Here is a 26,227-nt window from a genome sequence, read left to right on the forward strand (position 1 = left end):
TCCATCAGGCCATAATCAGGTTTAATACGGCCCGCTTTCCTGTCAGGATAAAGTGACTGATGTAGCCATTGATCGGAGGCATGCTCAGGTAACGGCCAGCCACAATCCAGGGTTCTGAATTTACCGAGAATATCAGATATAGTGGCAGCCCCCACATTCAGTCTCCTGGCGATGTCCCGGTTACTGAGGTTTTCATCAAGCTTAAGATAGAGAACCGCTTTAACGCGTTCTATGTCAGTAGGTTTTGACATACTTGTTTCCTCTTTAAAATTAAAAGAAGTTAACAAGCATAAAAGACTGATCGGGTGGTGAAGAAAAAGTCTGTGATCGAATGACCGGAATAGAGTTGATCGGGCTAGCCAGAATCAGCGATCGAGAACATCAGAATACGCATTCTACGGGGTAGAAGTTTTTCATCTTCTTCGGGGAGATAACTATAATTGCGACCTTTACCCCGTAGAAAATAAATCAACCAATAACGTTAACAGAATCGACGAATATCGACACGTTTAGTATGATCCATTCTGCGGGGGCTGACTTATGAGCGACGACATTCATTTCAATTACATATATGCGCTAGTGGATACGTGGTTTTACACTGAGGATGAAGCATGGCGCTGGTATACAAGCGAAGTGATCCCCGCTTATGGTATGACGCCCATTCAAATAGTTGAGCAGATCGGAAGGGACGAACTTGAAAAATGGGTCGATGTGAAAAGCTTAGGTAACTTCGAATGAGTTGGTGTGATTATCATTTTCGCGACTTTGTTTTTTTATCTCAGCTAAAACTACTCATTCACACCTCCATTATGCGCTTTTCGGGATATTCCAAATCGTCCCATCATCTTTTGTTTTTAACACAACGAAGTCACTATCGAGCATCGATTTAAGTCGAGTCTGTCGCTGCATAGCTTTACTTTCTGTTGCAATAGCTTGCAGTAGTAGCTCCTTAGGCCCAACAATATCGACGTGTGTTTCAGCGCGGGTGATTGCTGTGTAAAGCCAGCTTCTATCTAGCATCCTTGTGTTGGTAAGCGTGATGATGATTCGCTTGAATTGTGAACCTTGGGCTTTATGCAGCGTTATTGCGTAGCTGAGCTGCATCTCGAAAAGCATGCTGTGAGTTATTTCAATGATGTCGCCATCGTCTGTATGCACTTCCGCATAGACATCATCACGCTGGTTAATGTTATGCACTGTACCGAGTGTCCCGTTCCACACAGCTTTGTCGTAATTATTTCGCGTAAAAATAACGCGATCATTCTCTCTGAGATCGACGAATTGATGGTGACCATTCGCGCTTACCGAGATTTTTTTACCATCTTGATTGAGTGTAGCTTGAACGTTGCGATTAATTTGCTCGATCCCAGCCATGTTTTTAAAGCCTTTGCGTGTCATGCCGACAACTTGAGTTTCATCATTGCTTTTAGCGACTAACGCATCAACAGTGCGTTCAATTGCATCAACACATACATCATGAAACGTGATGTTACCCATTGTTAGTTGCTTTGGCACTTCCCCCTTGATAACGCATTCGGAATAATGCGGAATACCTGTAGAGTCTTCTGAGCGCTCATTCTTTTCGAGAATGGTCACGGGCACTTTATTGCTATTGATAATATCTGCGAACACCCGACCCGCGCCAATGGAGGGAAGCTGCTGAACATCTCCGACGAAGATGATCCGCGCTGTATCAGGTAAATGCGTGACAAGCGCAAACATTGTTTGCACATCGAGCATGCTAGCTTCGTCAATGACAAGAACATACTTATCACCATGCCGTGGTGAGTCTTTACGCAAATATTTTGCAATTGTGCATGAATAACAGCCTGTGCCTTCATGCATACGCATAGCAGCGCGGCCTGCAACGGCAACACCTTGTATCGTATAACCGAGGCTTGAATAGGTACTCAGCACGGTTCTTAGTACAGTTGTCTTACCTGTACCTGCGCCACCTGTAATGACGGATGCGCCATACATTACGGAGCGTTGCGTAGCGAGCTTTTGATTGTCGTTTAAAAATGGCGTTTCAGCCAGCGCTTCTCTATATGCTTTTTCTTCATCTGCACTCCACTGCTCAATCGCAGTCAGTTTTAGCAAACGCTTTGCGATCACCGCTTCATGTATGTATGTGCCAGTCAGCTGATACAATCTATTTTCAACACAAATTAGTTTCTTGAAGCGCACAGCAAGTTCTATAGCTGCTTCTGCGAGCTTTATATCGAAATGCTTGTCGCTCAAGTGTTTAATGATCTGTCGATGTGTAGCCACGGTGTGACCGCGACTCGCGATTTTGTGCATTGCATCTTCAGTGGCGGCGATAATTCGTCTTGGGTCTGTTTTGTATTTCTCCTCGCTTACTTCTCCGTCTTTCGACTTTATGATCTGTCGTGCGATATCGCTGGCTTTATCGAAGGGCATGCCAAAGTCCATCAATCGCCATGGATTTTCTGTGATCAAGTCAATCGTTCTATAATCATGATATTTGATAATGCGCGAAACAATGCTTAATGGAACGCCGTGGTTGGATAGCCACTTCGCATATTTTATATTGTGATATTTCCTAAAGCCGTCTTTAAGCCGCTCTGCGGCCTTGTTTGTTAAGTCGCATGCATCGGCTAGGGTTTGGACGTCATTCTGCAACACAGCTTGATGCGGAGCCTCTGGGAAGGCTTTTATAAGCTTTCTTGCTTTGTTCTCACTGATACCTGCGAAATCCTTGTCTCTGGAAATAAACTTCACCAGTGCTTCATGATCAGCAGGCACAATACACTCAGCTTTTGTCGCACTGACAAGTAAAACGGGGCGGCTGTGTCTTTCGTAGCGCTGAGTGGATTTACTGCATGATCCAGTAATTTCCCAATGCTGGCCAACAGCTGGTTCCATTCCTCCTAGACGATCCGGGTGCGTTTCAACGAAAATCAAAGTAGACGCATCTGTCACGATGTTATCGGAGGTAGCAACACCCGCGAACATGGCAGTTTTATCGTTTAATTGACGTATGCTTGTGATACGAATTTCGAAATCTTCGACTGTACTCTCTGCGCTGGCGAACATGATCATCGAGTTGGTAAGCCTAATTCAACCATGACTTCCCGCATCTCACTTAATTGTGAAAACTGCGATTCTGTCTGCGCTATTTTTGCATTAGCTTTGGCGAGCTTAGACTCTAGGTCTGCTACGTGACGTCTCGTTTTGTCTAACTCTTTTTGAATTGCTGTCGTAGCGAGGCTATCAATCCCTGTCGATTGCTCAGAGGTTGTATTATCAAACTCAATGAGCAGCCATTTGTTTTTCTGCATCTCAGTCACGATTTCTTCGTAGCGTGCTTGCAGGCGTGGGTTGCCGTTCACAGTGTCCATTAATGCTTTTCTGCCAAAGCCTGCATCCCTTGCGATTTGGTTTTTGTTGAGATCACCATCGTGTTTAATGTATGACTGAATCGAAGATTTATCTTGTGATTGATACCAGCCATTTAGCTTATCAACAGCAATTTGCGCTCTACCCACGTTTACCTCCCACGATCCGAGATATTGTCTGACGGGATACAGCGTATTTGTTCGCCAGTTCCTCCATCGTTTTCCCGTTTTGATAAGCCTTTTTGATTATCTCTCTCTGTTTATCATCAATCTTTTTCGGTGCGCCAAATTTTACGCCTGCGCTCATTGCACGCTCTCGACCTTCAGCGGTTCGTGACACAATTAAATCTCGCTCAAGCTGCGCGAATGTACCGAGAAGGGCAACTTGAGCTTTCGAAAAGGGGGAGTCGTTTGAGGTGTCAATCGCGCCATCTAGACTGCGTAACGTGGCTTTTTTTGTGTGGATATCATCGATAGTGCTTAGAATGGAGCGAAGAGAGCGGCCAAGTCGATCAAGCTTCGTAACGACAACGACATCGCCTTTCCTAATGTAACGTACAAGCTCATCAAGCTTTTTGCTGTTTTCATCGGAAGCGCCGCTTTGCTTCCCATGAAATATTTCATCACAGCCAGCGTTATTAAGTAATTCAAGCTGTGTGGACAAATCCTGATCTTTCGTACTTACCCGTGCAAACCCAATAAGCGCCATGATCAATTGCCTCTTACTGGATTAAATCGAAGCGTAAGCGCATTCTCTCTGCAAAAGTCTAAGATTGCTTGCTCATACTGCACTTCATCGCGTTTATAGCGAACCCCAAATTCAATAGTGTCACCTACAACCTTGGCTCGAAGGTCATTCATCCCGTTATCGACATTTAGCGTATCCGTACCGGGGATTTCGTGGATCTCATCTGCTCTGAACTTAGCTTTAGCTAACTTAGTCAACAATGCCCATGGGTCTGCGTCTATACTGATGATTTCAACGTCAAGCTTCATAAAAGTATACTTCGTTTCTTTACTACTCTCATTCTATAGACTCAATGTACTCAATTGCGCTTTTCAGCAATGTTAGATCCTTGCCTGCATCCATCGTTTGCTTAACTGCTTCTTCGTCATCTACTTCTGGAGGTGCAATATAAAACAGATCGCGAGAGTGCTTAAATGTTCGTTTAGGAGGGAAACCGTCTTCTTCCGCACGAATAATCACGAGTCGACCATTGAATGAACCTAACTCCATGAAACTTACACCTCTTTCCATATTCACTCGAAAGTTCTCCCGACCATTGTAAACGTACATCGCATCTTCCCTCTTTGTGTTAATATTGAGTGTTAACTAAGTTATAACTTATGTACAGTATTCAGGAGGTGGGTACAAAAGTCAAATGTGATGTTTATGTACCGTACAATAGTAAATCTAAAACATATGTGCTAAATTTTGCAAAATGAGGTAAGTGTTGTTTAACAGACAACTATTATACTTTTGCAAACCACAATCCTATGCTTCAGACAAAAGAACAATCCGCTATTTATTAAATCAATCATACTATTTGTTGCGAATCTGATGACTCGACGAAAAATACGGCACAAAAAAGTACCACAGTGAACGGCTCAAATGTACGTTTAGCTGCCGTTCGGCCCGACAGTCATTTCATGTATTCGCTTTTATTTTCACTCACCAGTTTTGCGAACGCCTAAGTGTATGACTTGGCAGCGTAAAGCTGTACTATGATGATAGTGATTCATTTATATGCGGTTCTTAGGGTCCGCATCATTTAAATGTTAGCAGTCAGGAGAAATATTTGAAACTTGCGCTCTTCGATTTTGATGGAACAATAACGACAAGAGATACTTATACAAAATTTGTAATCTCGAACGCGAGTATTTTTAGGCTTATTTTAGGAGGTTTCCTCCTTTCCCCTTTAATACTTCTTAATAAGTTAAAATTACTGCCGTCCCCTTTATTAAGACCTGTAATTACAAAATTAGCATTTAAAGGAACTAAGGTTGATGACATAAATCAGAGAGCACAAGATTACGTTCATAAATACTTACCTAAAGTAATTCGACCTAATATGCTTTGCCAAATACAAAAGCACAAAGAGTTTGGCGATCATGTAGTTGTAGTTTCTGCGTCAATTTCTCCATATCTCAAAATTTGGTGCAAAGGCTTGGGTATTGAGTTAATTTGCAGTGAACTTGAGGAAAAAGACGGGTACTTTACTGGTTCATATGTTAACGGTGATTGCAGTGGTCAAAGGAAGGCAGATAGTATTAAAAATACAATTAACTTAGACTCCTTTGAGCAAGTAATTGCTTACGGCGATACTAAAGAAGATCACGCGATGCTCAAATTAGCACATGAAAGCTATTTTAGGGGTAAACCTTTTTCAGCAAATGACTGCTAACAAGCCAATAAACACACTCACTTCGTTCGCTGGGACGCATACACGCGGGGCGGCTTCGCCATTATGCCCCACATGTCTGCGCCCGTTATTGGAAAGTTATGCCCAATCAAGGAAGAATTTAGCTACATGAACTTGGTACTTTTTGACTTCGATAAAACTATAATAAATAGGGATACTGGCGCAGCGTACATGAAATTTATGCTTAGCCGAAATCCTTTACGTTTGCTCTTTTGTTTTTTGTCTTTGCCAATCTCTACGCCATTTCTGTTTCATGCGAGAACTAAACATGTAGGATTCTCGATACTTCTATGGTTAGCAACACTGGGAATCAGCGACAGAAAAATTATGCACCTGCGTAAGTTGTTTATCCGAATGTACCTCAGTGACAGTTCAACAATAATTTTCAACGACGCTGTCCAACAACTACTCTTACACTCTTCAAATACAGATGACGTAATAGTCGTGAGTGGTGCATCAGACTGGATGGTTAAAGCTGTCTTTGCTCAAAATCACCTTCCTAACGTAAGATTTGTCTGCTCTGAAGAAACTCGCTTTTTCGGCGGCATTATCAGTAAATTTCACTGTTACGCATCTAGAAAAGTAGAGCGAGTACGAGAACTTTTTGATTTAGAAAAATATGACTTAGTTATTGGCTACTCAGACAGTTCAGCCGATATACCAATGCTTAAACTTTGCAACAAGCGATATATTATCAACCCAAGTCCAAGGTGCTTTAGAAAGTTTACCAAGTCGTTTAATAAGGCAATGGCAGTTTTAAATTGGGCATAACAAACGCATAAACTCGCTCGCGGGCTCGCTGGGACAATAACACGTAGGCTCAGTCGCTTCGCTCCAATTTTAGCCTACGTGTTATTGCCCGTTATGCGGGCGTTGAATGTCCCTTGTTTGTCTAAAGCTGCCTTTAACATCGAGGAGATAAAAGTATGATACTTTTCTGCTCAGTATGACTGTTTTTTGTTTGGACAATACCTTTTTTGTCAATCTACAGTAATACCATCATATTAATATTCGGCAAATACACAGACTATTGGTATGGTTTGATCATGTATTGAATAGAGCACCGCTTGAACAAAATGGTGCTCTTTATACACTTAACGTTTAACCCGGAAACCACTACTGGTGGTAATGCACTGAAGTTTTACTCCTCTGTTCGTCTGGACATTCGTCGTATTGGCTCAGTAAAAGAGGGCGATGAAGTGGTAGGTAACGAAACCCGCGTGAAAGTAGTTAAAAACAAAGTGGCACCACCATTTAAACAGGCTGAATTCCAAATTATGTATGGCGCTGGTATCAGTAAAGAAGCAGAGCTGATTGATTTGGGCGTTAAGCAAAAGCTGGTTGATAAAGCCGGTGCCTGGTACAGCTATAACGGTGACAGAATTGGTCAGGGTAAAGCGAACGTGGTGAAATTCCTTAAGCAAAACCCGGATATCGCTAACGATATTGAAACCAAGATCCGCGCAGAATTACTGTTATCGAAAAATATTAAAGCCGACGACGTAGAGCCTGAAGACGCGCTTTAATATAACAGTGACATTTTTCAACACCCGTTGGAAACTCCCCCTATAAGCCTAACTTATAGTCTTGCCCATCCATTTGGATGGGCTTTTTTATGTGACAAATAAAATATTGGCATTCGTGGATCATAGGTTTACAGTAGACTCACATTTAGCAAGTTGTAACTGGTTGGTTTAATTCGATGTTTTGCGGTAGTCCCCGACAGTCAGGCTTTACACTGATTGAGTTAATTACGGTGATTATTTTAATTGGTGTGCTTTCTGTTACCGCCTTACCGCGGTTCGTGGACTTTCAGGACGATGCATATGCGGCATCTGTTCAAGGAACCGGTACGGCTTTTGAATCTGCGATCAAACTGGCTCATCTTAAATGGGCCGTCAGCGGTAACTCCGGGCCCGTGGATAATCTTGATTTGTACGGTAACGGTGAGAATCTTATGGACATAAATGTCAATGGCTGGCCTGCGCAGAGCTACCTGCCCTATGAAGCGAGTCCAATGCTGGATAATGCCTGGGATTGTACATCTGTCTGGAGCGCTGTGTTATTGGATGGATCGCCCACCGTTGCAGAGGATACTTCTGCCGATTATCAGGCAACTTATAATGCTAATACCTGTACCTTTTATCTGGTAGTGCAGCCTGGCTATTCGATATTCTATGACTCGAATACCGGCGAAGTGTCTGTAGATAGCACCCTTTAAATTTTTTCTTCGATGCCGGGAAATGCCTGTTTCCAGTTTTCTGGCACTTTACCCTGTAATACATACGAGTAAGCCAGTAATTCGGCAATAACATAATATAAAGGTTCAGGAATCGACTGACCGAGATCCAGGGTAGTCAGAAATTCGCTTAGGTAGGGATCTTCGTGAACCAGCACGCCATTCGCTTTCGCACTGGCAATAATCGCTTCAGCCAGATCATCATAACCCTTGGCGACAACCGTTGGTGCTTGTGACGGTTCGGCTTCATTATATTTAATGCCCACCGCGCGTTTGCTTTTACGGGTCATGCCTGTGTCTCCAGTATCTGATAGGGGCGGGTGGCCAGGGTATCCGGAATTTTGCCCAGTTGAAGCTTATGCTCTTCAACGGTTAAACCAAGTTGAGTAAAGCGTTTGAGTAAAAAAGGCAGAGTTACGCCGACTTTTTCCAATAACGCCTGATTCGACGAATAAATATCAAGATAAAGCTGTTCATCACGAATTTTCGCTTTAGTGAGCAGCTCTCCCTGTTCTCCGATATCCAGCTTCATCGTAAGGTGCCATTGCGTTTGAGCGGTATCGCTTTGTTGTTCTTGCTGGCGTTCCCGCTCGCGACGGATAAGCAGTTCAGCCGGCTTTTGCTGGGGTAATAGTCCGGGCAGCACATAATAAAAACTGTCATTGCCTTGTAGCGTTTGCTCCATATTACCAAGCTTGGCACTTTGATGCCCGGCAAGTAAGCCTTTAAGCTGCTTGAGCAGATTTTGCTGGTTGTCGATCTGAGCAAATTCTCTGACCTGACGCCCGGTAATTGAACCGAGCAGACTGTTTGGTGTATTACCTTTTGGTGCAGAAGTTCGCTGGCGGTTAAGCGCCTGATCGATATCTTCATGGGTTTTAAAGTGTCTGCCTAGCAATGACACCTGTAACAACTGAATAAGCCCGCTTAAAAAATTCTGTCCTGTCGGCGGTGATGAGAGCGTTAACGGCGACTGAAGCCATGCCGGTGACGTAAGTAGTTGTTTAAGCGCTGTACTTTGTTGAACTGAGTCGGTGCCGGTTTTTGCTGTCACCGGCTCAGAAGAGCCAGTGACTTCGGGCTTAATCGCTGACGATTCTGCGGTGGGCAGTTTGTTGGCCGTTGATAAATTGAGTTGTAACTGCTCAATCACCGAGTTAACGGGTTTGGCAAGGGCCGGGTTAGCACTAGCGAATTTTTGCAGTGTAGTGATAAGCACATTAAGGCTCGATTGCAACGAATCCGTGTTACTGACATTAATTCGATTGGCAGAGCGAATGAATTGCGTGAGCGCAGTTTTTGCCTCGGCGGGAAGCTGCTCCAGTTTATGCTTCGCAATACTTTCTACGTCTGACGGTATTACTGGCTTGCCTACTACGTTGTCCGATGCACCTGAACGCACTATTGCCTGCTGAGGCGGGCTGATATCCGCTTTAGGCGCTCCTGCTTTCGTCGACAATGAAAATGTTTGTTGAGTTGGTTGTCCTGGGTTCGATTGAAGCTCGGTTGCTAATGGCTTGATCGTAACCTGGGGGATGTTGCTAGCAGTCGTGCTTTGAATATTAAGTTGCCCCATTTGCTGAGGATTGACCTTGGGCGCTAATTGCGTGATAGCGGTGGTTGAATTTGTAGTAACGGCTAAAAGCTGAGTCTTGCTGCCGGTAATGGTTACTTCACTGCCTTTTATACTCACTGTTGCAGGGAGCATGGGACTCAATTGCTGAAATGACTTTGCTGCGGCAGGCGGGAGTGACTGAGTTACCCAACTTGCCAGTTTAGGCGGCTCCACGTTAAGTGGCATTTGCTGAGTCACTGCCTGAGTGAGTTTATTCGCCACAGGCGAATTCAACGGTACGTTAACCGTGCGAAGTGCGCTCGCTGGCGCATTTGATGACGGTGCAGACGCACTGGCTGGTGTCGTAAGTACCGATGATGACTGCGGAGTAATTTGTACCTGTAATTGATTTTGCCGTAATGAAACGGTTAGCGTTACTGTTGCCGGTAAAGCAGGTTTGTTGGTTAAGAGAGCAGATAATGAGGTTTCGCTCTGTTTGGCCGCTTTTGCTAACGGAATATCGATAATTAAAGGCCGCTCAGCACCGGCATTTACCCTTATTGAGGCATTGTCTTGCTGAATAACCGTGGCCTGTAACGTGACTGGTGTAGTCAACGTCCGGGATAATGCCGTCATTAGCGACTGAAACTGCGCCTGGGATACCTGTTGGCGAATAGTTTCCGGCGACAGCTTTAGTAAAGTTGGCAATGCCACTGAACCGGTATCCGGCGGCAATAGAGTCTTAACAGGGACAGGGGAACCCTGCGGCGGTTGAATCGGCGCTTCTGCCTGCAATCGCACCAGCAGAAGGTTCTCGGCGCTGGTAAGGCGTACAGCCGGTCTAACTTGCAGAAGCTGCTGGTTTGTGGCCATAAACACGCTGGTGTTACTGGCGGGTAACGCCCGGCTGCTTTTCGCCTGTTCGGCTGACGGCATTGATACCTGAGCTGCGGCTGAAACGTTAATCTGCGCAGGCTGTAAAACCTGAGCAATTCTGGCAATTGCCTGGCTTTTGGTTGTCACGTTCGCTGACTCCGCAGCGTTCACTCGACTGCTTTCGGCGCTTGCTTGTGGTGGCAGATTGGATGATTGCATAAGTCGTTATCGGCAGTCAGTTTCAACAGTTAAGTATAATGTCAATCGTGCCAAAGATTGAAATAGATCAGAAATTTGCCGATCCGCCCTTTTGGTAAGATGCGAAGCGGCTGGTTTATGATAGAATGCGGCGGATTTTTTTGCTAACAGAACGGGATGCATCTTGGCAGGACTTGCTGCAGACAATTTAACCTGTATTAAACGTGACAGAGTATTGTTTACTGACCTGTCGTTTTGCTTATCGCCCGGTCAGCTCATCTACCTGCGGGGTCCTAACGGCGCGGGTAAGACCAGTTTATTGCGGATCTTAACCGGTTTGTCGGCGCCCGAGAGCGGCCAGTTAATGCTCAATGAAGAGCCGCTGGATAAAGTGCGGGACAGATTTAATCAGCAACTGATCTACGTTGGCCACAAGGCTGGTATTAATGGTGCACTGACTGCCATGGAAAATCTGCGTTTCTGGTGTGCTCAACACAGCACGGATTTTAATGCGCAACAGGCCTATGAAGTGCTTGCCAGGTTAGGATTGGTCGGGCTTGAGGACGTGCCGGTAAGAATGTTGTCGGCCGGACAACAGCGCCGGGTAGCGCTTTCCCGTTTATGGCTAAAACAAGCGATTTATTGGATCCTTGACGAGCCTTTTACCGCGCTGGATACCGATGGCATTGAACTGCTCGAAACCCATATGCGCGAGCATGTTGCTAATCAGGGCGCGATTATTACTACCTCGCATCAGCCGCTTAGCAAGCACGCAGGCCCATTTACCGAGTTAGCGCTGGAGTATCGGTTATGAATACATTGATAAACGGTATCTTTAAGCGGGATATGGCGCTGGCTTTTCGACAGCGTTCTGAGCTGGCCCAGCCGCTGATGTTTTTGCTCATGGTTATCACGCTTTTTCCCCTCGGCATTGGGCCTGGGCCGGTAACGCTGCAAAAGATAGGACCAGGCGTAATCTGGATAGCAGCGATTCTCTCCTCCCTGCTGGCCATGGAGCGCCTGTTTCGTGATGATTTCTGGGATGGATCGCTGGAGCAGTATATGCTGAGTGGGCAATCCGTGGCGGCTATAGCCGCGGTTAAGGTGCTGGTGCACTGGTTAGTGAGCTTCTTACCGCTGGCACTTTTTTCACCGTTACTGGCACTATTTTTGAACCTGACGGTCGATATGTATATCGCCTTAATGCTAACTCTGTTGCTGGGCACGCCGCTATTGTCGCTGGTTGGGGCAATAGCAGTAGGGTTAACGGTAGGTTTACAACGTGGCGGTGTCTTGTTGGCGCTCCTGTTAATACCGGTGTTCATTCCGTTATTGATATTTGCCACCTCGGCGGTAGATTCTGCCGCGCTCCAATTACCTTACCGGGCACAACTTGCTATTATTGGCGCCATGCTAATGCTGGCGATGGCATCAGCCCCCTTTGCAATTGCTTATGCACTTAAAGTGAGTCAAAACTGATGTGGAAGTGGTTACATCCGTATGCAAAACCTGAGCGAGCGTATCAACTGTGCGTAACGCTTCAGCCCTATTTTCTCTGGCCGGGTATCCTGTGCTTAATCGCCGGCAGTATCTGGGGGCTGGCCTTTGCCCCCCAGGATTACCAGCAGGGTGATTCTTTTCGGATTATCTATATTCATGTGCCTAGTGCCATTTTGTCGATGAGTACTTATGTGGCTATGGCGATTGCTGCATTGGTGGGCATTGTCTGGCAATGGCGAACTGCGTTCATGGCCATGATTGCCATGGCGCCTACTGGGGCGGTTGTTACCTTTATTGCGCTGTTTACCGGCGCGGCCTGGGGCAAACCCATGTGGGGGACCTGGTGGGTCTGGGATGCCAGACTCACGTCTGAACTCATTCTGCTATTTCTTTACCTTGGTGTGATTGCCCTTTATGGCGCGTTTGAAGATAAACAGCAGGCGGGTAAAGCGGCAGGAGTAATGGCTCTGGTTGGTGTGGTGAATGTGCCCATCATTCATTATTCGGTTGAATGGTGGAATACCCTGCATCAGGGCGCGACGATCAGTAAATTTGATAAACCTTCCATTGCGCCTGAGATGCTGTGGCCATTATTGATCGCTTTGCTGGGTTTGGCCTTATTTATTGCAGCAGTGACCGTAATGCGTATGAAAAATGAAATCATTCGGCGAGAATATCACCGCCCCTGGGTGAAAGATCTGGCGGCGCGAGCGCTCGGAGATGACCATGCAGTTTGATAGTTTACAGGACTTCCTGGCCATGGGCGGCTATGCCCTCTATGTGTGGCTGTCGTTTGGTGTGTCTTTACTGGCGCTTGTGTGGGTCGTTATCGACAGTGCCAGCACCCATAAAAAGTTGTTGCGCAATGCCCGCGAAGAACAAGCGCGCCAAGCCCGAATTGCGGCGGCGCGAAAGGCCCAGGCATTGCAATCTGAATCACAACAGACAGGTAGTTAAGCAGTATGAATCCAAGACGACAAAAACGACTCGCTGCCGTTGGTGGCATAGGTTTACTGATTGTTGGTGCGATCACGCTGATGCTATTCGCATTAACCGATAATATCGATTTGTTCTACACGCCCTCAGAAATTGTCGAGGGTAAAGAAGGGGTAAAACCTACGGTCGGTCAGCGCCTGAGAATTGGTGGCATGGTGGTACCGGGCACCGTGAGCCGGGATTCAGAATCATTGGCGGTGAGCTTTAATCTTATCGACACCGGCCCGCAGGTAACGGTACGTTATGCTGGCATTCTGCCTGATTTGTTCCGTGAAGGGCAGGGCATTGTTGCTACCGGCGTATTACTGGAATCTGGCGTTATTGAGGCCGAAGAAGTACTGGCTAAACATGACGAAGAATACATGCCGCCAGAGCTTGCCGAGAAGATGAAAGGCATTAAGCATGTTAACCCCAATCAAGGAAATACAGGCTCGTGATCCCAGAAATAGGTAATATTGCCGTCGCCCTGGCGCTGGTTGCTTCCATTTTATTGTCGGTCTATCCGCTATGGGGCGCGTTTAAAGGGCACAATGCCATGATTGGCACCGCACGTCCTTTGGCCATTGCCATGTTTAGTTTTACTGCCCTGGCATTTGGCTGTTTAGTCTATGCATTTGTTACCGATGACTTTTCGCTTAATTATGTTGCGCAGAATTCTAACAGCCGTTTACCAGTGTACTATAAGGTCACGGCTGTCTGGGGCGGGCACGAAGGTTCGTTTTTACTCTGGGTACTGATGTTGTCATTGTGGACGGTGGCCGTGGCCCTGTTTAGCCGCGGTATTCCGCAAATCATGATTGCGCGGGTACTGGCAGTGCTTGGCATGGTATCCGTGGGTTTTTATTTGTTTATTCTGCTGACGTCTAATCCTTTCGACAGCATGCTGCCTTATTTCCCGGTGGACGGCCGGGATTTGAATCCGTTGCTGCAGGATTTTGGCATGATCATTCACCCGCCTATGTTGTATATGGGGTATGTCGGGTTTTCTGTGGCGTTTGCGTTTGCGGTGTCTGCGCTGCTTTCCGGGCAGCTGGACTCAACCTGGGCAAGATGGTCCCGTCCCTGGGTGATTGCCGCCTGGAGTTTCCTGTCGGTAGGCATTGCGCTCGGGAGCTGGTGGGCCTATTACGAACTTGGCTGGGGCGGCTGGTGGTTCTGGGATCCGGTAGAAAACGCTTCCTTTATGCCTTGGCTGGTGGGTACTGCGTTAATGCATTCCCTGGCGGTAACTGAGAAACGTAAAGCGTTTAAATCCTGGACAGTATTGTTGGCGATTGCCACCTTCTCGTTAAGTTTATTAGGTACCTTCCTGGTGCGTTCCGGGGTGATAGTATCGGTGCACTCCTTTGCCAGCGACCCGGCTCGTGGACTCTTCATCCTGGGTATTCTGGTGTTATTGACCGGCTTCAGTTTAGTGCTTTATACGCTGCGTGCGCAGCAGTTAAAAAGCCCGGGCCGTTACCAGCTATTCTCCCGTGAAGTATTGCTGATGGGGAATAACGTGTTCCTGTGCGCAGCAACTCTGGTTGTCCTGTTAGGAACGCTGTTGCCTTTGGTGCATAAGGAACTTGGACTAGGGTCTATTTCCATCGGTGCGCCGTTTTTTAATCAGATGTTCACGCTGCTGATTGTGCCCTTTGTATTGTTTCTGGGCCTTGGGCCACTGACCCGCTGGAAACACCAACCGGCCTCTCAGGTACAAAAAACGTTATTAATTGCCTTTGGCCTAAGCGTAAGTGCTGGGGTGTTAATCAACTTTACCTACGATGCACCCACTTACATGGCGGCGCTGGGACTGGTGCTTAGCGCCTGGATCCTGATTACGACGACCCTGGAAGTAGTACAAAGAGTGTCTGCCATGGATACCAGTCTGAGTGCTTTCGAACGCTTACGTAAGCTCACGCCCAGTCATTGGGGCATGATCCTTGGTCACCTGGGCTTTGCGGTAACGCTGATTGGCATCACGCTGGTAAGCAATTACGAAGTGGAAAGAGACGTTCGTATGATGCCCGGCGAGTCTGTCACCTTGTCTGGGTATGAATTTGCCTTCCGTAAGGTAGAGCAACGCACCGGGCCGAACTATACCGCCGATGTGGGGATTTTTGATGTATATGAGTCGGGTGACAAGCTGGTACATCTTGAGCCCGAGAAACGCCTGTATCTGGTGCAGCGTATGCCGATGACAGAAGCCGGGATATATTCGACTATCTTCAGGGATCTGTTTATCGCTATGGGAGAGCCGCTGGACGATGGTGCCTGGGCGATACGGGTTTATATCAAACCCTTTGTTACCTGGATCTGGGCCGGAGCCGTCATAATGGCTATTGGCGGAATATGTTCGATGAGTGATAAACGTTATCGTATGGCCAAAGTTGCTAAAGTGCGCGCTGCGGTGAGTGGTGTAGCAACCGGCGGGGAGGCTAAAGCATGAAAAAGATAATGATTTTTGGCGTGCCGTTGCTGGCCTTTCTGGTGTTGGTGGTGTTTTTGTTCAGCGGTTTGTTTTCTGATCCCAGGGAGCTGGATTCTCAGGTAAAAGGCAAACCTATGCCGGCTTTTTCGTTGCCGGACCTGATGAACCCGGAAACGACCTATACGCCTGAGGTATTCAAAGGGAAGGTGACTTTACTGAATGTGTGGGGCGTGTGGTGCGTGACCTGCGCCGTGGAATTGCCTTATCTGACTGAGCTCACTGAACAGGAAGGGATCAGCATCGTTGGTTTATATTTTGATCAGGATCTTGATCCGGAGTTTGGTACCAAAACCTTAAACCGGGTCCAGCAGGAAGTTGAAGAGATCACCAACCGCTTTGGTAACCCTTATCAGTTTCATATTTTCGATGTGTACCGTGATACGGCACTGGACCTGGGTGTTACCGGCGCGCCAGAGCATTTTCTTATCGACCATAACGGTGTGATCCGTATGCATCATATCGGTGATATTAACGAACGTGTCTGGAACAATAAGGTAGGCCCTTTATACGCGCAGTTGCAACAGGAAATGGCGCAGGAGAATAGTGCTGAATGAAAACAGTAATTCTGACGGTCTTATTACTTATCTCTGCTTCGGTTGTGGCGACTGAAGATAGCTATGAGTTTGATACGCCGCAGCAGCGTCAGCTGTTTTTGTCGCTCACCGAGGAGCTGCGCTGCCCTATGTGTCAGAACCAGAATATTGCCGATTCTGACGCCATGATTGCCCATGACATGCGTCGTAAGGTGTATAACCTGGTGAAACAGGGTAAAACCGGTGATGAAGTCATTGACTACATGAAAACCCGCTATGGCGATTTTATCAGCTATAAGCCCCCGGTAACGCCGGTGACAATGTGGTTATGGCTGGCGCCGGTGTTATTCGCCTTGCTGGCGTTTGTGATAGTTATTGTTCGACGGAAGTCGACTCCGCCGGAAGACATGGCCGCCAAGCTGGCCAAAGCTGAGGCGATGTTAAAGCAGGGTGATAAGTAATGTCGTGGATGTTTATTGGGGCTGTCGTTGCACTGATAGCCATGTTGATCCTGCTGGTGGTTTTACCCTGGTTAAAGCAGCGTCCGGAACAGGAAAATCTGACCCAGGCTAACATTGCTGTGGTTAAAGAGCGTTTAAAGGAATTGCAACGCGAAGTCGACGAGGGCTTGCTCAGTGAGCAGGATATGCGTCAGGCCAGTGATGAAATTAAAATATCGCTGGTAGAAGAGCAACAGGCAGAATCTAAAGGATCGGCAAATGCTTCTTTTGTACTGGCTTGTGGCGCGTTGCTGGCCTTGCTGGTTGGTGGCTTTGCATATTTTAAAGCCAGTAATATTGATCATTTGCAGGACGCGCAGGCAGCGCTTGATGCGTTACCCAAGCTCAGTGCCAAGCTGGCTGATGGTCAGGGCGAAAACTTTACCCCGCAGGATTTTCAGCAGTTGACGCTGGCTATCCGCAAGCGTCTGCAGGAAAACCCTGAAGATGGTCAGGGGTGGATGTATCTTGGTCGTATATGGATGGCTCTGAGTCAGACAGAAGAAGCTTACGCGGCGCTGGAGAAAGCACTGCATTTCTCGCCTGATGACGAGAACGTGCGCATGACTTATGCTCGTGCACTGATGATGAGTGATGACAAAGCCCAGCTTGAAAACGCCCGGCGTTTATTAGCCTCATTGATTGATGGGCAACAACAAAATGATAACCTGGTACTAATGCAGGCAGTTGTGGCAGGCCGGTTAGGCGATAAGGTACTATTGGCTAATAGTCTTGCCAGGCTGGAGGGGAAGCTTCCTGCTGACAGTCCTATCGCCATGCAGTTAACTGAAAGGTTGGCCAGTTTAAATGGAGAGCAACCAGCAAAAGCAACTGTTACCGGTTTCAACCTGACTGTGGAAATCACTGAAGAGCTGGCAACCAATCTGCCGGATAACGGGTTTTTGTTTGTATTTGCCCAGGATGCCAACAGTGATAACCGGATGCCCGCAGCGGTGTTAAGGTTACCCTTAGATAATTTACCGTTAACTGTAACGTTAACCAGCGAGAATGCCATGGCGCCTAATTATTCACTGGAGCAGCTTTCGACAGCCCGCCTGATTGCCCGTATTTCAGCCGATCAGGAAGCGCCTGCTCAACCAGGCGATCTTGAAGGCACGATGGAGACTGCAGTGGAAAACGGTAAAGTTATCGATCAAACCATCGTAATCAACAAGGAATTAATGTGACATTATCTATGCGTCGCTTTTCGTTATTTCTCCTTTTCTCAGGCGCTTTGTTTCTTTCAGGCTGCGCCAGCAATAATGCCGAGCAGCAGGCTCAGGCCAATTCGCCGGCTAATTCTGCCAGTACGTCGCCTGACTACTCTGATCCGCGCGACCCGCTGGAGAGTGTTAACCGCGTTGTGTGGGATTTTAACTGGGAAATCCTCGATAAGTATTTGTTGCGTCCAGCGGCAACCACCTACGTGACCGTAGTACCAGGTTTTGCCCGAACTGGCCTTTCTAATGCGGTAGAAAACCTGGCCGAACCTGCCAATATGCTTAATAACCTCTTGCAGGGTAAGGTGGGACCTTCTTTTGATAGCTTTACCCGTTTTGTTATTAACTCGACGGTTGGTGTAGCGGGTTTCTTTGATGTTGCAGGTGCTATGGGTTTACAACGGCAGGAAGAAGAGTTTGGCGAGACCCTCGGTAAGTGGGGGGTAGGAAGCGGGCCGTTTTTGATGTTGCCCGCCAGAGGGCCCAGCGATCCGCGCAGCTTTACCGGGGATATCGTGGATAACCTCTATTTTCCAATGACACTAATGACAGGTAATCTTAACGTATTAAGGTTTACTGTTGGCGCACTGGAGGCTCGTGCTCAGTTGCTGGGCCAGGAAGGTCAGATTGAAAACGCCAGAGATCCTTACGAGCAGGTTAAAAACATTTATTTTCAAAACCTTGAGTTTCGGGTAACGGATGGTAAGAACCTCGATGCGCAGCCCGATGAGGAAGAAGCCGAAGAGTTCGACGAATTTGAGGCATTGTTTGATGATGTGGATCTGGAAAGTGAGCCACTCGATGAGGCAGTGGACAACTAGAAAGCTAAAACAAAAGGCGCGTTAAGCGCCTTTTGTTATTTTAAGGGTTAATAGCCCTGTGGGTTTTGTGATTGCCAGTGCCAGGCATTTTCACACATATCCTCGAGGGTTTTCTGAGCGTTCCAGTTAAGCTCGGTAGCCGCTTTGGTGGGGTCTGCATAGCAGGCTGCTACGTCGCCTGAACGACGCGGTGCAATCTTGTAGTTTATAGCCTTGCCGCAAGCTTTTTCAAAGGCCTTAATCATTTCCAGAACAGAATAACCCTGCCCGGTACCCAGATTATAAATATCCAGTCCCATATTCAGGTCAAGACGTTCGATGGCTTTCAAATGGCCATTAGCTAAATCTTCTACATGGATATAATCGCGAACTCCGGTGCCATCCGGTGTGTCGTAGTCATCACCAAAAACTGCTAATTGCTCAAGTTTACCGGAAGCAACCTGTGAAATATAAGGCATCAGGTTATTAGGAATACCATTAGGATCTTCGCCAATCTGACCTGAAGGATGCGCTCCCACTGGGTTGAAATAACGCAGTAACACGATATTCCAGGCTTCGTCTGACTGATACAGATCGGTCAGAATAGTCTCTACCATCAGTTTGGACATTCCGTAAGGATTCGTTGGCTGACCAGTAGCCATATCTTCTCTTAATGGTAGCGAAACCGGATCGCCATATACAGTGGCAGATGAACTGAAAACAATACTCTTAACGTTGTGCTTACGCATTACATCACACAGCGTGACAGAGCCGTAAACGTTGTTTTCATAGTATTCCAATGGCTTCTGTACCGATTCACCAACGGCCTTCAAGCCGGCGAAGTGAATCACGGCATCGATGTCATGGTTTGAGAAAACCTCATCGAGCTGTTCAGTGTTACGGATATCACCCTGTACGAAGGTGACGGCTTTACCGGTTAAGGCTGACACGCGCTTGAGGGATTCCTCTGAGGCATTACTGAGGTTATCAAATACCACAACCTGATAATCCGCTTCCAGTAATTGCAGTACGGTATGGCTGCCGATATAGCCAGCTCCACCGGTGACAAGTATTGTTTTCATTGCTTATCCTTGTGTGACAACGATTCTAAATATTTGGCGCTTAACGAGTATTGTACAGGTTTCACAATAATGGGATATAGCAGGAAAACCAGCAATGCCCATAAAAGCGACGTCCAGTCGGCTGCAACACGAAGGAGTAGTGCAAACGCCGGTACAATCACCAGTAGTTTAAGAATGTTCAGTACGGTCTTTTCAGGAACCGTGAGTTTTTTGGCCGCTCGTTCCAGCCGGCGCATTCGTTCTGCCAGAGGCAGGCCAGCTAAACCAGGAATATTGCGCGTCGAAAAATATAAATGCATATAGTGCTCTTAATAAAAAACCGCCGGGACATGACGTCACGGCGGTTATTGTATGGCAATCAGCCAGTGTTTAAAACACAGGCGTCACTATTGCGCCTTTTCTCCAATACCGGCTTTTTCCCAGAATCGGGATTTAAAGCTCATCAAGCCAATCACAATTGCAATGGCAATACTAAACAAGGCGATCTGAAGATACAGGTTTGGCATTTCCTGCACGTTCTCAGGGTCAAAGTTTCCTGAAAGCAGGCCCGCGATAATATTACCAATAGAGTAGGTGAGTACGAATACGCCCATCATTTGACCCGCAAAACGCTTAGGTGACAATTTACTTACGGCACTTAGTGCTACCGGGCTAAGGCAGAGTTCGCCCACGGTATGCAGGAAGTAAGTAGTTACCAGCCACATAGGGGCTACTTTAAGTCCTTGGGCCGCATATTGAGATGCCATAAACATGACCAGGAAGCCTGAAGCCATAATCACAATACCGATTGCACACTTAATGGTGTAAGAAGGATCAATCATGCGTTTGGCAAGGTTAATCCAAAGTGCTGCAAAAAACGGCGACAGAATAATAATAAACAGTGAATTAGAGAGCTGGAACCACACGGTAGGGATAGCATCCATACCAAACCATGATGTCAGCCATGAGCCACTTTCCAGTGCGCGATCGGTATAGTTTTGAGCGAATAAATTCAGTGAAGAGCCGGCTTGTTCGAAGCCTGACCAGAAGCATGCAGAGGCAACACAGACTAAAAACAGGGCCCACATACGTTGCTTTTCATTATCGCTTAACTCACCTTTAAAATAGATGAAACCGAAATAAACAAAGAAAATGGCGGTGAAAATAATAGCGACTTTTTCGGCAAGAGCGACGGGCTCGATAACGATGGTGCCCATATGTGCCAGGATAATGACCACAATGGCTGCTGCCAGCACACCGAATACACTTAGCCAGGCACGCTGTTTCGCGGCACCGACATATGGGTTTGCAGGTTCAACCGACTCTGCAGCTAAAGAACGGTTACTAAAGTAATACTGAACGAGGCCAAAGCCCATACCCACTGCAGCGGCGCCAAATGCATAGTGCCAGCCCCAGTTCTCCTGCAGGTAACCTGTGACCAGATACGCAATCAAAGAACCGATGTTTATGCCCATGTAATAAAGGGCATAGCCACTGTCCCGGCGGCTATCGTCGTCACCATATTGCTGACCAACCATGGCTGAAATGTTTGGCTTAAGTAACCCTGTACCAGTGGCAACCAGAATAAGTCCGACAAAGAAAAGGTTTTGCAGGTCGACAGCCAGTACAATGTGTCCGGCGAAGATAATTAAACCGCCGTACCAAACGGCTTTTTTACCGCCAATCAGACGGTCAGCAAACCAGCCGCCGGGTAAGCCAAGAAAATATACCGCACCGGTGTACAGGCCATATATGGCGCCGGCTGATGCTACGGTGAAGCCCAGGCCTTGTGTTTGCAAGCTGGCTGTCATGAACAGCACGAGCAGAGCACGCATGCCATAGTAGCTCATGCGCTCCCACATTTCGGTAAAAAATAACGTTCTCAGACCCTTTGGATGGCCGAAAAAACTGGTGTCGTTAGAAGTTTTTGTTGTCACAACAGAGTTCCATATAGTTTTTATTTAAATTTATTATCGTCTGGGTGCACTGTCTGCAGGCAGGAGCTGCTCGTACACTGGTTATCTCTCTTATACTAGAGGATGATTCCCGACACAAGCTGCCGAAGTTAAAGCGCTGCTCGTGGCGGGGAATCGGTTATCATCTGATTGTAGCGTTTGACTTACAACTCTTTGATAGTGGCGATGATAATGCGGCCCGCTATGAAGGCCATTATTAGTAAAACGCCAATTAATACAAGATTATAGATTTTTCTTGGGTAAGCAGCTTCGTCTGGCAAAGTGGGCGACTCGATGGTGACCAGGTGCTGTATTTGCTGATAAGTGTCGACCCGTGCATTTTCAAGAGTCATCAGTGATGAACCATATGCCTGCATGGCAAGCTCGGCCTGAACCTGTAAATTGGAATACTGTGCCATCAACTGATTAATCGATAATTTTGCGTCCCCATTTTGTGCGTCACTGATTTTCGTTTTCTGACTGCTAATCTGTTCCTCCAGAGCTCTGATTTGACGCTTAAGGGATATTATTTCTGGCGCAGAGTCAGACATAATGCTCTTTAATGTATTCAGTTCTGCCTCTTTTTGGGCCAAAGTCGCTTCTAATGAGAAGGCAATTTGTTGAATGGCAGCGCCTTCCGCATTAGGGTCTAGCACGTTGTACTTGGTTTGAAAACTTATCAGAGCCAGTTTGGCATTTTGCAGTTTTTCCTCAACGATGTCGTGTTCACTCTGAGCAAAAGCTAAACGGGATTTAGCAAGGTTATTACTGATCTCATTAATAAATTGTTCAGCACGCTTAACAATCGTTTCGCTAATCAGCTGAGCATAGGCAGCGTCATACGCTCTGGCAGAGAGTTCGATTACACTCGTGTTGGAATCGATAACCACTTCTGTGTTAGCGAGGTAATATTCGAGAAAGTCTTCTTCGCTGTGATTCGAGGCGAGCCTACTAATAAAATCTCCTGCTGAAGAGGTGTAGTGCTCACGCAGTCCGATAGTCTCATCAAGATAATGGAGCATGTCGGCAGACTGCACGAAGGCAACAACCAATTGGCTATCATTAGCACTGGCGACCCCGGTTACGCCGCTCATCAACATGGATGATGGATCGAAACTGCTAGCGCCATCAGATGATTTAACCACAAGCTGACTGGTACTTTCGTACTTAGGTGCCGCAATCAACGTTAAATAAAGCGCGTACACTAGCCAGGGTATGATAACTAGAAGAATAGGGCGCTTCTTAAGTTGAGTAGTAATATTGTTAAGCACTTGATTCATGTTTCTGCTCATTTATTCCATGTAGGCTGCGATACCTTCTTCAAGGTCACTGTAGTAATTGAGTTGGCCGTCTTCAATGATGATCGCCGAAGTACAAAATTCCCGCACCTGTTCCATTTCGTGGCTGACCATTATAAGCCCGGCTTCTTTAGCTTTGACTTCCAAAGCTTGCCTGGCCTTGCGGCGAAATTTAGGGTCACCAACCGATGTTGCCTCGTCTATAAGATAGATATCGAAATGAATATTAATGCAACAGGCAAACACCAGTCTTGCGCGCATACCTGACGAATACGTTTTTACAGGTAAGTCGAAACGTTTACCAATTTCGGCAAAGTCCTGCACTGCCTCTTCGTAAGTTGCCAGGTCTTTTACATCATTAATACGCGCTATAAACCGGGCATTTTCGCGACCGGTCATTTGCGGATGTACCCCGGTTGCCAAAGCAACCGGCCATGACATAGATTTATTGGTATAAATCTGGCCTTTATCAGGATATTCACTTTTGGCCAGCATGCGAAACAGAGTCGACTTACCAGCCCCGTTTTTCCCCAAAATAGCAACGTTATTCTCAGTGGGAAAATCAAAGTTGAGGTTTCTGAAAATATACTGAGGGCCCAGCCGGCTGGGATATGACTTGGTTAGATTAATTAAGCGTATAGTCATCGGGATAACAGGCCTTTCCAGGTCAGATGGTACAATGATACGGCAAAGAAAAACGTAACCAGTGTAAATTCAATGGTGTAACTAACGCTGACACCATAGCTTCCATAAGATTCATAACAGGCGTATCGAGCCAGTTCTATAAAATGAGCAAGCGGATTCCAGTCCAGCCAGTGCCAATATTGTTTAGGAATATCCTGCAAACTGAAAAATACGCAGGAGATAAAAAACAAAGGGCGCGTAAGTAATCCTACGACTTTTTTTACTTCCGGGACGTACGATGAAGCGATCCCGAGCAGACAACTCATACTGATTGTCATGAGCCATAAGAGATGAAAAAGTAGTATCAACAATAACGGATCATGAATTTTTAAATCTACTTCCATCAAATAAACCGTAAGTAAAGATAAAATTACGACAATGACCTTTATGGTGTACTCAACAAAAGCCGAGACCAGTAGTCCGGATATGGGTTGGACCTGTCGAAAAGCATAGAGAGGTTTATTTTTATTGAAAGCACCAGCGACTTTTGGAAAAGGTTGGAGGAAAGATTGTATTCCTATCATTCCGATCAGCATAAACATAAAGACTGGAATTCCGTGAACATCATCTCCGCCTAAAAAACTTCTGGCATAAGACAAACCGAAGATGAACAGGAAGGGCTCTAAAAAGCCCCAGGCTAAGCCTAACTTATCGTTGAATTGCGAGCGCAACTCTCGCAGGAAAAGTGCAAAACAAACACTTTTCCATACTTTGAGTTGAGAGCGAAATGAGACGCTTACAATATCTGACATTAGTTCAGCGCTACGTTGGCCGCCACAGCAATCTGGTAAATAATCTGAGTGATATCTTTGACTGCCTGCAACGTTTTGGCATCAACCCGTGGTAATACGATCACCTGGTCGCCTGCTGCCACGTCTGAGTTATCATCAACGTCATAGAAGTCAACCATACCATTGGCACGGATAACCAGGATGCGGGCATCGTTAGCTCTCTCGCTAAAGCCTCCTGCCCAGGCTACATAATCTGAAAGATCTGCATCGGGATTAAATACTACCGACTGAGGCATTAATACTTCACCACCAACGTGGACCAGATCGGTTTTGGCTGGAATTACGATGGTATCGTTTTCTTCCAGCAGAATGTCGGCCACATTATCGTTTTCAGAGATAATCACTTTACCGAGCGGCTTCACCTGACGGGCTCTGGCAATAAAGTCGGTTACTAGCTGTGCTTCCTGAACCCGAATAGAGCCTTCGCCGGTAGAGCGTACTGGCGCCGTATAGATGCTTCGCTCCAGGCGATCTAGCGCCTGATTGATAATCAACTGTTGTTGATCAGCAACACTTTCACGTAGTAAATACACGTTTTTAAAGTCTGCCAGGTTAGGATCGATTTCAATATTGCTTAGCACCTGGTGCAATCTGGCGCCTTTAGACACCATTACTCTTGAGGCACCGCGGAAACTGCCTGCTACGTTAATCGGGTAAATTTGTACTTCATAGTCGTTTTTGAATTCGACATGATCGCCGGGACGCAAGCTGAATTGTTTAAAATCAGTTAGTGGGGCATAGCGGGCAAACTGAGCGCCGTCACGAAGGCCGCTTACTGATACATGGCTGATAAAGTCGCCGGGTTTTGCGTAATCGACCAGCGCTTCACCGGTTAAATCTGAAGGTTTTAACTCAAAGGTGAAGCTGTTTCTAGCCCCTTCGCTCACTGTAATGGTTGGGCCAATAGGGCGAACCAGAATGACGTCTTTATCCTGAAACGAAATAGCCGGTAACTCGCCATCTGTAACAAAGTTATATAAATCAATTGAGTGGACTACTTCACCGGCTCGTAAAATATCGATTTTGCGGAAACTACCACGCAGGAAATCAACCCCGCCGGCACGTTTCAGAAAATAAAGCGGGCTATCTGTTGCCTGACCGGCATACTGCCCAGGCCTTAATACCGGCCCTGATACGTAAACCGATACTGGTGTGGCCGTCAGTAAGTTCACGTAAACATTTACATCATTGGTATATACCTGTTTGATGCTGCTTGTGACTGTGGCATTAACCTGACTGGATGGAACGTTTAACAGGTTAACCGGGCCAATATTGGGAATAAAGATATTACCCTGGCTATCAACGGTTGCGACATCGGAATAATCCACCGCGCCCCAAAGCCAGATTGAAACTTGATCGCCGGGTGCAACCAGGTAATTAGGGTTTACCGAGTTGGTGCGTTCTGATTCAAAGCCCCCGACAAATAAGTTTGCTGCAAAAGGCGGGTTCTCCATGGCTTCCTGCAAAGGAAAAACCATATCCATAGTGGGCTCTCCTGGTAATACCAGACCATTGCGCGGCTGCGTACTATACTGGCCGGAGCTAGGCCTTGTACCCGTCTGACTGTTGCCTTGCAGGGTAGGGGATGCAGACAGCTGTACCGGACTAACGCCTGAATTGCCGGCGCTGGCAGCAGCTGAATTATTGGCCCCACGTTGACTCAGTTGCTGTTGAATTTGTTGAATTTGCTCAGCTGTTTGTGCCTGGGCGTTACTGAAAGCAGATAGCGATAAAGCCGTAAGCGTTAACCAAATAGAGATACGCAT

Annotated in this window: 28 protein-coding genes and 2 pseudogenes; 15 read left to right on the top strand and 15 right to left on the bottom strand. The window is 46.7% G+C overall.

The features are described 5' to 3' along the window. Positions 1 to 251: pseudogene (locus tag D9T21_RS07770) on the bottom strand (hypothetical protein); the annotation flags it as partial. 289 nt (positions 252 to 540) lie between these two features. Between D9T21_RS07770 and D9T21_RS07775 the strand changes: the two are divergent. After that, positions 541 to 738 carry a hypothetical protein gene (locus D9T21_RS07775; RefSeq protein ID WP_123324464.1) on the top strand — a complete coding sequence of 66 codons (198 nt, stop codon included), beginning with the start codon at positions 541 to 543 and terminating at the stop codon, positions 736 to 738. A 69-nt stretch (positions 739 to 807) separates the two neighbouring features. Here the strand turns inward: D9T21_RS07775 and D9T21_RS07780 are convergent, their stop codons facing one another. The 5 genes from D9T21_RS07780 to D9T21_RS07800 are packed head-to-tail and all read right to left on the bottom strand — an operon-like array spanning position 808 to position 4,623. Continuing rightward, positions 808 to 3,063, bottom strand: a complete 2,256-nt coding sequence (locus D9T21_RS07780; RefSeq protein ID WP_123324465.1) for an AAA family ATPase — start codon at positions 3,061 to 3,063, stop codon at positions 808 to 810. After that, positions 3,060 to 3,509 carry a hypothetical protein gene (locus tag D9T21_RS07785; protein ID WP_123324466.1) on the bottom strand — a complete coding sequence of 150 codons (450 nt, stop codon included), beginning with the start codon at positions 3,507 to 3,509 and terminating at the stop codon, positions 3,060 to 3,062. Before D9T21_RS07785 ends, D9T21_RS07780 begins: the two co-directional genes overlap by 4 nt. After that, a complete protein-coding gene (locus tag D9T21_RS07790) occupies positions 3,502 to 4,068 on the bottom strand; it encodes a recombinase family protein (protein WP_123324467.1) in 567 nt (188 codons plus the stop codon). Before D9T21_RS07790 ends, D9T21_RS07785 begins: the two co-directional genes overlap by 8 nt. 2 nt (positions 4,069 to 4,070) lie before the next feature. Then, positions 4,071 to 4,355, bottom strand: coding sequence for a hypothetical protein (locus D9T21_RS07795; protein WP_123324468.1), 285 nt, complete (start codon positions 4,353 to 4,355; stop codon positions 4,071 to 4,073). A 28-nt stretch (positions 4,356 to 4,383) separates the two neighbouring features. After that, positions 4,384 to 4,623 carry a hypothetical protein gene (locus tag D9T21_RS07800; protein ID WP_164464611.1) on the bottom strand — a complete coding sequence of 80 codons (240 nt, stop codon included), beginning with the start codon at positions 4,621 to 4,623 and terminating at the stop codon, positions 4,384 to 4,386. Between the two features lie 535 nt (positions 4,624 to 5,158). Between D9T21_RS07800 and D9T21_RS07805 the strand changes: the two genes are divergently transcribed. The 4 genes and pseudogenes from D9T21_RS07805 (at position 5,159) to D9T21_RS23110 (ending at position 8,003) form a co-directional block, all read left to right on the top strand. Next, positions 5,159 to 5,764, top strand: coding sequence for an HAD-IB family hydrolase (locus D9T21_RS07805; RefSeq protein WP_123324470.1), 606 nt, complete (start codon positions 5,159 to 5,161; stop codon positions 5,762 to 5,764). A 126-nt stretch (positions 5,765 to 5,890) separates the two neighbouring features. After that, entirely contained in the window at positions 5,891 to 6,553 is a 663-nt protein-coding gene (locus D9T21_RS07810) for an HAD-IB family phosphatase (protein ID WP_164464612.1), read from the top strand. A gap of 293 nt (positions 6,554 to 6,846) precedes the next feature. Beyond that, positions 6,847 to 7,308 (top strand): annotated as a pseudogene (locus tag D9T21_RS07815) (recombinase RecA family protein); the annotation flags it as partial. Positions 7,309 to 7,484: 176 nt separating this feature from the next. After that, on the top strand, positions 7,485 to 8,003 hold the full coding sequence (locus tag D9T21_RS23110; RefSeq protein ID WP_123324472.1) for a type II secretion system protein: 519 nt from the start codon (positions 7,485 to 7,487) through the stop codon (positions 8,001 to 8,003). On the opposite strand, the gene D9T21_RS07825 is transcribed toward D9T21_RS23110, so the two are convergent. Together D9T21_RS07825 and D9T21_RS07830 are read right to left on the bottom strand one after the other, a co-directional pair. Next, the gene (locus tag D9T21_RS07825; RefSeq protein WP_123324473.1) at positions 8,000 to 8,311 is read right to left on the bottom strand and encodes an EscU/YscU/HrcU family type III secretion system export apparatus switch protein; all 312 of its coding nucleotides are present in this window, start codon (positions 8,309 to 8,311) and stop codon (positions 8,000 to 8,002) included. The two genes, D9T21_RS23110 and D9T21_RS07825, sit on opposite strands and share 4 nt — an antisense overlap. Further along, positions 8,308 to 10,599: a hypothetical protein gene (locus D9T21_RS07830; protein WP_164464613.1), complete on the bottom strand. Its 2,292-nt coding sequence runs from the start codon at positions 10,597 to 10,599 to the stop codon at positions 8,308 to 8,310. Before D9T21_RS07830 ends, D9T21_RS07825 begins: the two co-directional genes overlap by 4 nt. Before the next feature lie 235 nt (positions 10,600 to 10,834). Here D9T21_RS07830 and ccmA point away from each other — a divergent pair, with 235 nt between their 5' ends. From ccmA to D9T21_RS07880, 10 genes are read left to right on the top strand one after another with little or no spacing between them, the layout of a single operon-like run. Beyond that, positions 10,835 to 11,464 carry a cytochrome c biogenesis heme-transporting ATPase CcmA gene (gene ccmA / locus D9T21_RS07835; protein ID WP_123324475.1) on the top strand — a complete coding sequence of 210 codons (630 nt, stop codon included), beginning with the start codon at positions 10,835 to 10,837 and terminating at the stop codon, positions 11,462 to 11,464. Next, a complete protein-coding gene (gene ccmB / locus D9T21_RS07840) occupies positions 11,461 to 12,129 on the top strand; it encodes a heme exporter protein CcmB (RefSeq protein WP_123324476.1) in 669 nt (222 codons plus the stop codon). Before ccmA ends, ccmB begins: the two co-directional genes overlap by 4 nt. Then, positions 12,129 to 12,887, top strand: coding sequence for a heme ABC transporter permease (locus D9T21_RS07845; protein WP_123324477.1), 759 nt, complete (start codon positions 12,129 to 12,131; stop codon positions 12,885 to 12,887). The genes ccmB and D9T21_RS07845 overlap by 1 nt, the downstream gene beginning before the upstream one ends. Next, entirely contained in the window at positions 12,877 to 13,107 is a 231-nt protein-coding gene (ccmD, locus tag D9T21_RS07850; protein ID WP_123324478.1) for a heme exporter protein CcmD, read from the top strand. The genes D9T21_RS07845 and ccmD overlap by 11 nt, the downstream gene beginning before the upstream one ends. Before the next feature lie 5 nt (positions 13,108 to 13,112). Continuing rightward, positions 13,113 to 13,583 (top strand): cytochrome c maturation protein CcmE, encoded by a 471-nt coding sequence (gene ccmE / locus D9T21_RS07855; protein WP_123324479.1) that lies wholly within the window; start codon positions 13,113 to 13,115, stop codon positions 13,581 to 13,583. After that, positions 13,580 to 15,577, top strand: coding sequence for a heme lyase CcmF/NrfE family subunit (locus D9T21_RS07860; protein WP_123324480.1), 1,998 nt, complete (start codon positions 13,580 to 13,582; stop codon positions 15,575 to 15,577). The genes ccmE and D9T21_RS07860 overlap by 4 nt, the downstream gene beginning before the upstream one ends. Beyond that, positions 15,574 to 16,173, top strand: coding sequence for a redoxin family protein (locus D9T21_RS07865; RefSeq protein ID WP_123324481.1), 600 nt, complete (start codon positions 15,574 to 15,576; stop codon positions 16,171 to 16,173). The genes D9T21_RS07860 and D9T21_RS07865 overlap by 4 nt, the downstream gene beginning before the upstream one ends. Further along, positions 16,170 to 16,613 (top strand): cytochrome c-type biogenesis protein, encoded by a 444-nt coding sequence (locus tag D9T21_RS07870; protein WP_123324482.1) that lies wholly within the window; start codon positions 16,170 to 16,172, stop codon positions 16,611 to 16,613. Before D9T21_RS07865 ends, D9T21_RS07870 begins: the two co-directional genes overlap by 4 nt. Then, positions 16,613 to 17,839, top strand: coding sequence for a c-type cytochrome biogenesis protein CcmI (gene ccmI, locus D9T21_RS07875; RefSeq protein ID WP_123324483.1), 1,227 nt, complete (start codon positions 16,613 to 16,615; stop codon positions 17,837 to 17,839). The genes D9T21_RS07870 and ccmI overlap by 1 nt, the downstream gene beginning before the upstream one ends. After that, positions 17,836 to 18,693, top strand: coding sequence for an MlaA family lipoprotein (locus tag D9T21_RS07880; protein WP_241155662.1), 858 nt, complete (start codon positions 17,836 to 17,838; stop codon positions 18,691 to 18,693). Before ccmI ends, D9T21_RS07880 begins: the two co-directional genes overlap by 4 nt. 47 nt (positions 18,694 to 18,740) lie before the next feature. Here the strand turns inward: D9T21_RS07880 and galE are convergent, their stop codons facing one another. The 7 genes from galE to D9T21_RS07915 all read right to left on the bottom strand — a co-directional run bounded on the left by galE (position 18,741) and on the right by D9T21_RS07915 (position 26,227). Further along, positions 18,741 to 19,754 carry a UDP-glucose 4-epimerase GalE gene (galE, locus tag D9T21_RS07885; RefSeq protein ID WP_123324484.1) on the bottom strand — a complete coding sequence of 338 codons (1,014 nt, stop codon included), beginning with the start codon at positions 19,752 to 19,754 and terminating at the stop codon, positions 18,741 to 18,743. Continuing rightward, positions 19,751 to 20,053, bottom strand: coding sequence for a DUF6170 family protein (locus D9T21_RS07890; RefSeq protein ID WP_105934369.1), 303 nt, complete (start codon positions 20,051 to 20,053; stop codon positions 19,751 to 19,753). Before D9T21_RS07890 ends, galE begins: the two co-directional genes overlap by 4 nt. 87 nt (positions 20,054 to 20,140) lie before the next feature. Continuing rightward, positions 20,141 to 21,670, bottom strand: coding sequence for a peptide MFS transporter (locus D9T21_RS07895; protein WP_123324485.1), 1,530 nt, complete (start codon positions 21,668 to 21,670; stop codon positions 20,141 to 20,143). A 182-nt stretch (positions 21,671 to 21,852) separates the two neighbouring features. Further along, complete coding sequence (locus D9T21_RS07900) at positions 21,853 to 22,968, bottom strand: KpsE/RkpR family capsule polysaccharide export protein (protein ID WP_123324589.1); 1,116 nt, start codon at positions 22,966 to 22,968, stop codon at positions 21,853 to 21,855. A 12-nt stretch (positions 22,969 to 22,980) separates the two neighbouring features. Beyond that, complete coding sequence (locus D9T21_RS07905) at positions 22,981 to 23,631, bottom strand: ABC transporter ATP-binding protein (protein WP_123324486.1); 651 nt, start codon at positions 23,629 to 23,631, stop codon at positions 22,981 to 22,983. Beyond that, positions 23,628 to 24,422 carry an ABC transporter permease gene (locus tag D9T21_RS07910; RefSeq protein WP_123324487.1) on the bottom strand — a complete coding sequence of 265 codons (795 nt, stop codon included), beginning with the start codon at positions 24,420 to 24,422 and terminating at the stop codon, positions 23,628 to 23,630. The genes D9T21_RS07905 and D9T21_RS07910 overlap by 4 nt, the downstream gene beginning before the upstream one ends. After that, positions 24,422 to 26,227, bottom strand: coding sequence for a polysaccharide biosynthesis/export family protein (locus D9T21_RS07915; protein ID WP_123324488.1), 1,806 nt, complete (start codon positions 26,225 to 26,227; stop codon positions 24,422 to 24,424). The genes D9T21_RS07910 and D9T21_RS07915 overlap by 1 nt, the downstream gene beginning before the upstream one ends.

It is taken from the genome of Marisediminitalea oceani (assembly GCF_003731635.1).
Classification (GTDB): domain Bacteria; phylum Pseudomonadota; class Gammaproteobacteria; order Enterobacterales; family Alteromonadaceae; genus Alteromonas; species Alteromonas oceani.

What these genes read in the sequence shown, in the direction of transcription:
- D9T21_RS07870 (WP_123324482.1), top strand. Translation starts at nt 16,170, where the DNA reads ATGAAAACAGTAATTCTGACGGTCTTATTACTTATCTCTGCTTCGGTT.
- D9T21_RS07900 (WP_123324589.1), bottom strand. Translation starts at nt 22,968, where the DNA reads ATGAATCAAGTGCTTAACAATATTACTACTCAACTTAAGAAGCGCCCT.
- D9T21_RS07910 (WP_123324487.1), bottom strand. Translation starts at nt 24,422, where the DNA reads ATGTCAGATATTGTAAGCGTCTCATTTCGCTCTCAACTCAAAGTATGG.
- ccmE (WP_123324479.1), top strand. Translation starts at nt 13,113, where the DNA reads ATGAATCCAAGACGACAAAAACGACTCGCTGCCGTTGGTGGCATAGGT.
- D9T21_RS07890 (WP_105934369.1), bottom strand. Translation starts at nt 20,053, where the DNA reads ATGCATTTATATTTTTCGACGCGCAATATTCCTGGTTTAGCTGGCCTG.
- D9T21_RS07795 (WP_123324468.1), bottom strand. Translation starts at nt 4,355, where the DNA reads ATGAAGCTTGACGTTGAAATCATCAGTATAGACGCAGACCCATGGGCA.
- D9T21_RS07810 (WP_164464612.1), top strand. Translation starts at nt 5,891, where the DNA reads ATGAACTTGGTACTTTTTGACTTCGATAAAACTATAATAAATAGGGAT.
- D9T21_RS07780 (WP_123324465.1), bottom strand. Translation starts at nt 3,063, where the DNA reads ATGATCATGTTCGCCAGCGCAGAGAGTACAGTCGAAGATTTCGAAATT.
- ccmI (WP_123324483.1), top strand. Translation starts at nt 16,613, where the DNA reads ATGTCGTGGATGTTTATTGGGGCTGTCGTTGCACTGATAGCCATGTTG.
- ccmD (WP_123324478.1), top strand. Translation starts at nt 12,877, where the DNA reads ATGCAGTTTGATAGTTTACAGGACTTCCTGGCCATGGGCGGCTATGCC.
- D9T21_RS07915 (WP_123324488.1), bottom strand. Translation starts at nt 26,227, where the DNA reads ATGCGTATCTCTATTTGGTTAACGCTTACGGCTTTATCGCTATCTGCT.
- D9T21_RS07790 (WP_123324467.1), bottom strand. Translation starts at nt 4,068, where the DNA reads ATGGCGCTTATTGGGTTTGCACGGGTAAGTACGAAAGATCAGGATTTG.
- D9T21_RS07775 (WP_123324464.1), top strand. Translation starts at nt 541, where the DNA reads ATGAGCGACGACATTCATTTCAATTACATATATGCGCTAGTGGATACG.
- D9T21_RS07845 (WP_123324477.1), top strand. Translation starts at nt 12,129, where the DNA reads ATGTGGAAGTGGTTACATCCGTATGCAAAACCTGAGCGAGCGTATCAA.
- D9T21_RS07905 (WP_123324486.1), bottom strand. Translation starts at nt 23,631, where the DNA reads ATGACTATACGCTTAATTAATCTAACCAAGTCATATCCCAGCCGGCTG.
- D9T21_RS07825 (WP_123324473.1), bottom strand. Translation starts at nt 8,311, where the DNA reads ATGACCCGTAAAAGCAAACGCGCGGTGGGCATTAAATATAATGAAGCC.
- ccmB (WP_123324476.1), top strand. Translation starts at nt 11,461, where the DNA reads ATGAATACATTGATAAACGGTATCTTTAAGCGGGATATGGCGCTGGCT.
- D9T21_RS07865 (WP_123324481.1), top strand. Translation starts at nt 15,574, where the DNA reads ATGAAAAAGATAATGATTTTTGGCGTGCCGTTGCTGGCCTTTCTGGTG.
- galE (WP_123324484.1), bottom strand. Translation starts at nt 19,754, where the DNA reads ATGAAAACAATACTTGTCACCGGTGGAGCTGGCTATATCGGCAGCCAT.
- D9T21_RS23110 (WP_123324472.1), top strand. Translation starts at nt 7,485, where the DNA reads ATGTTTTGCGGTAGTCCCCGACAGTCAGGCTTTACACTGATTGAGTTA.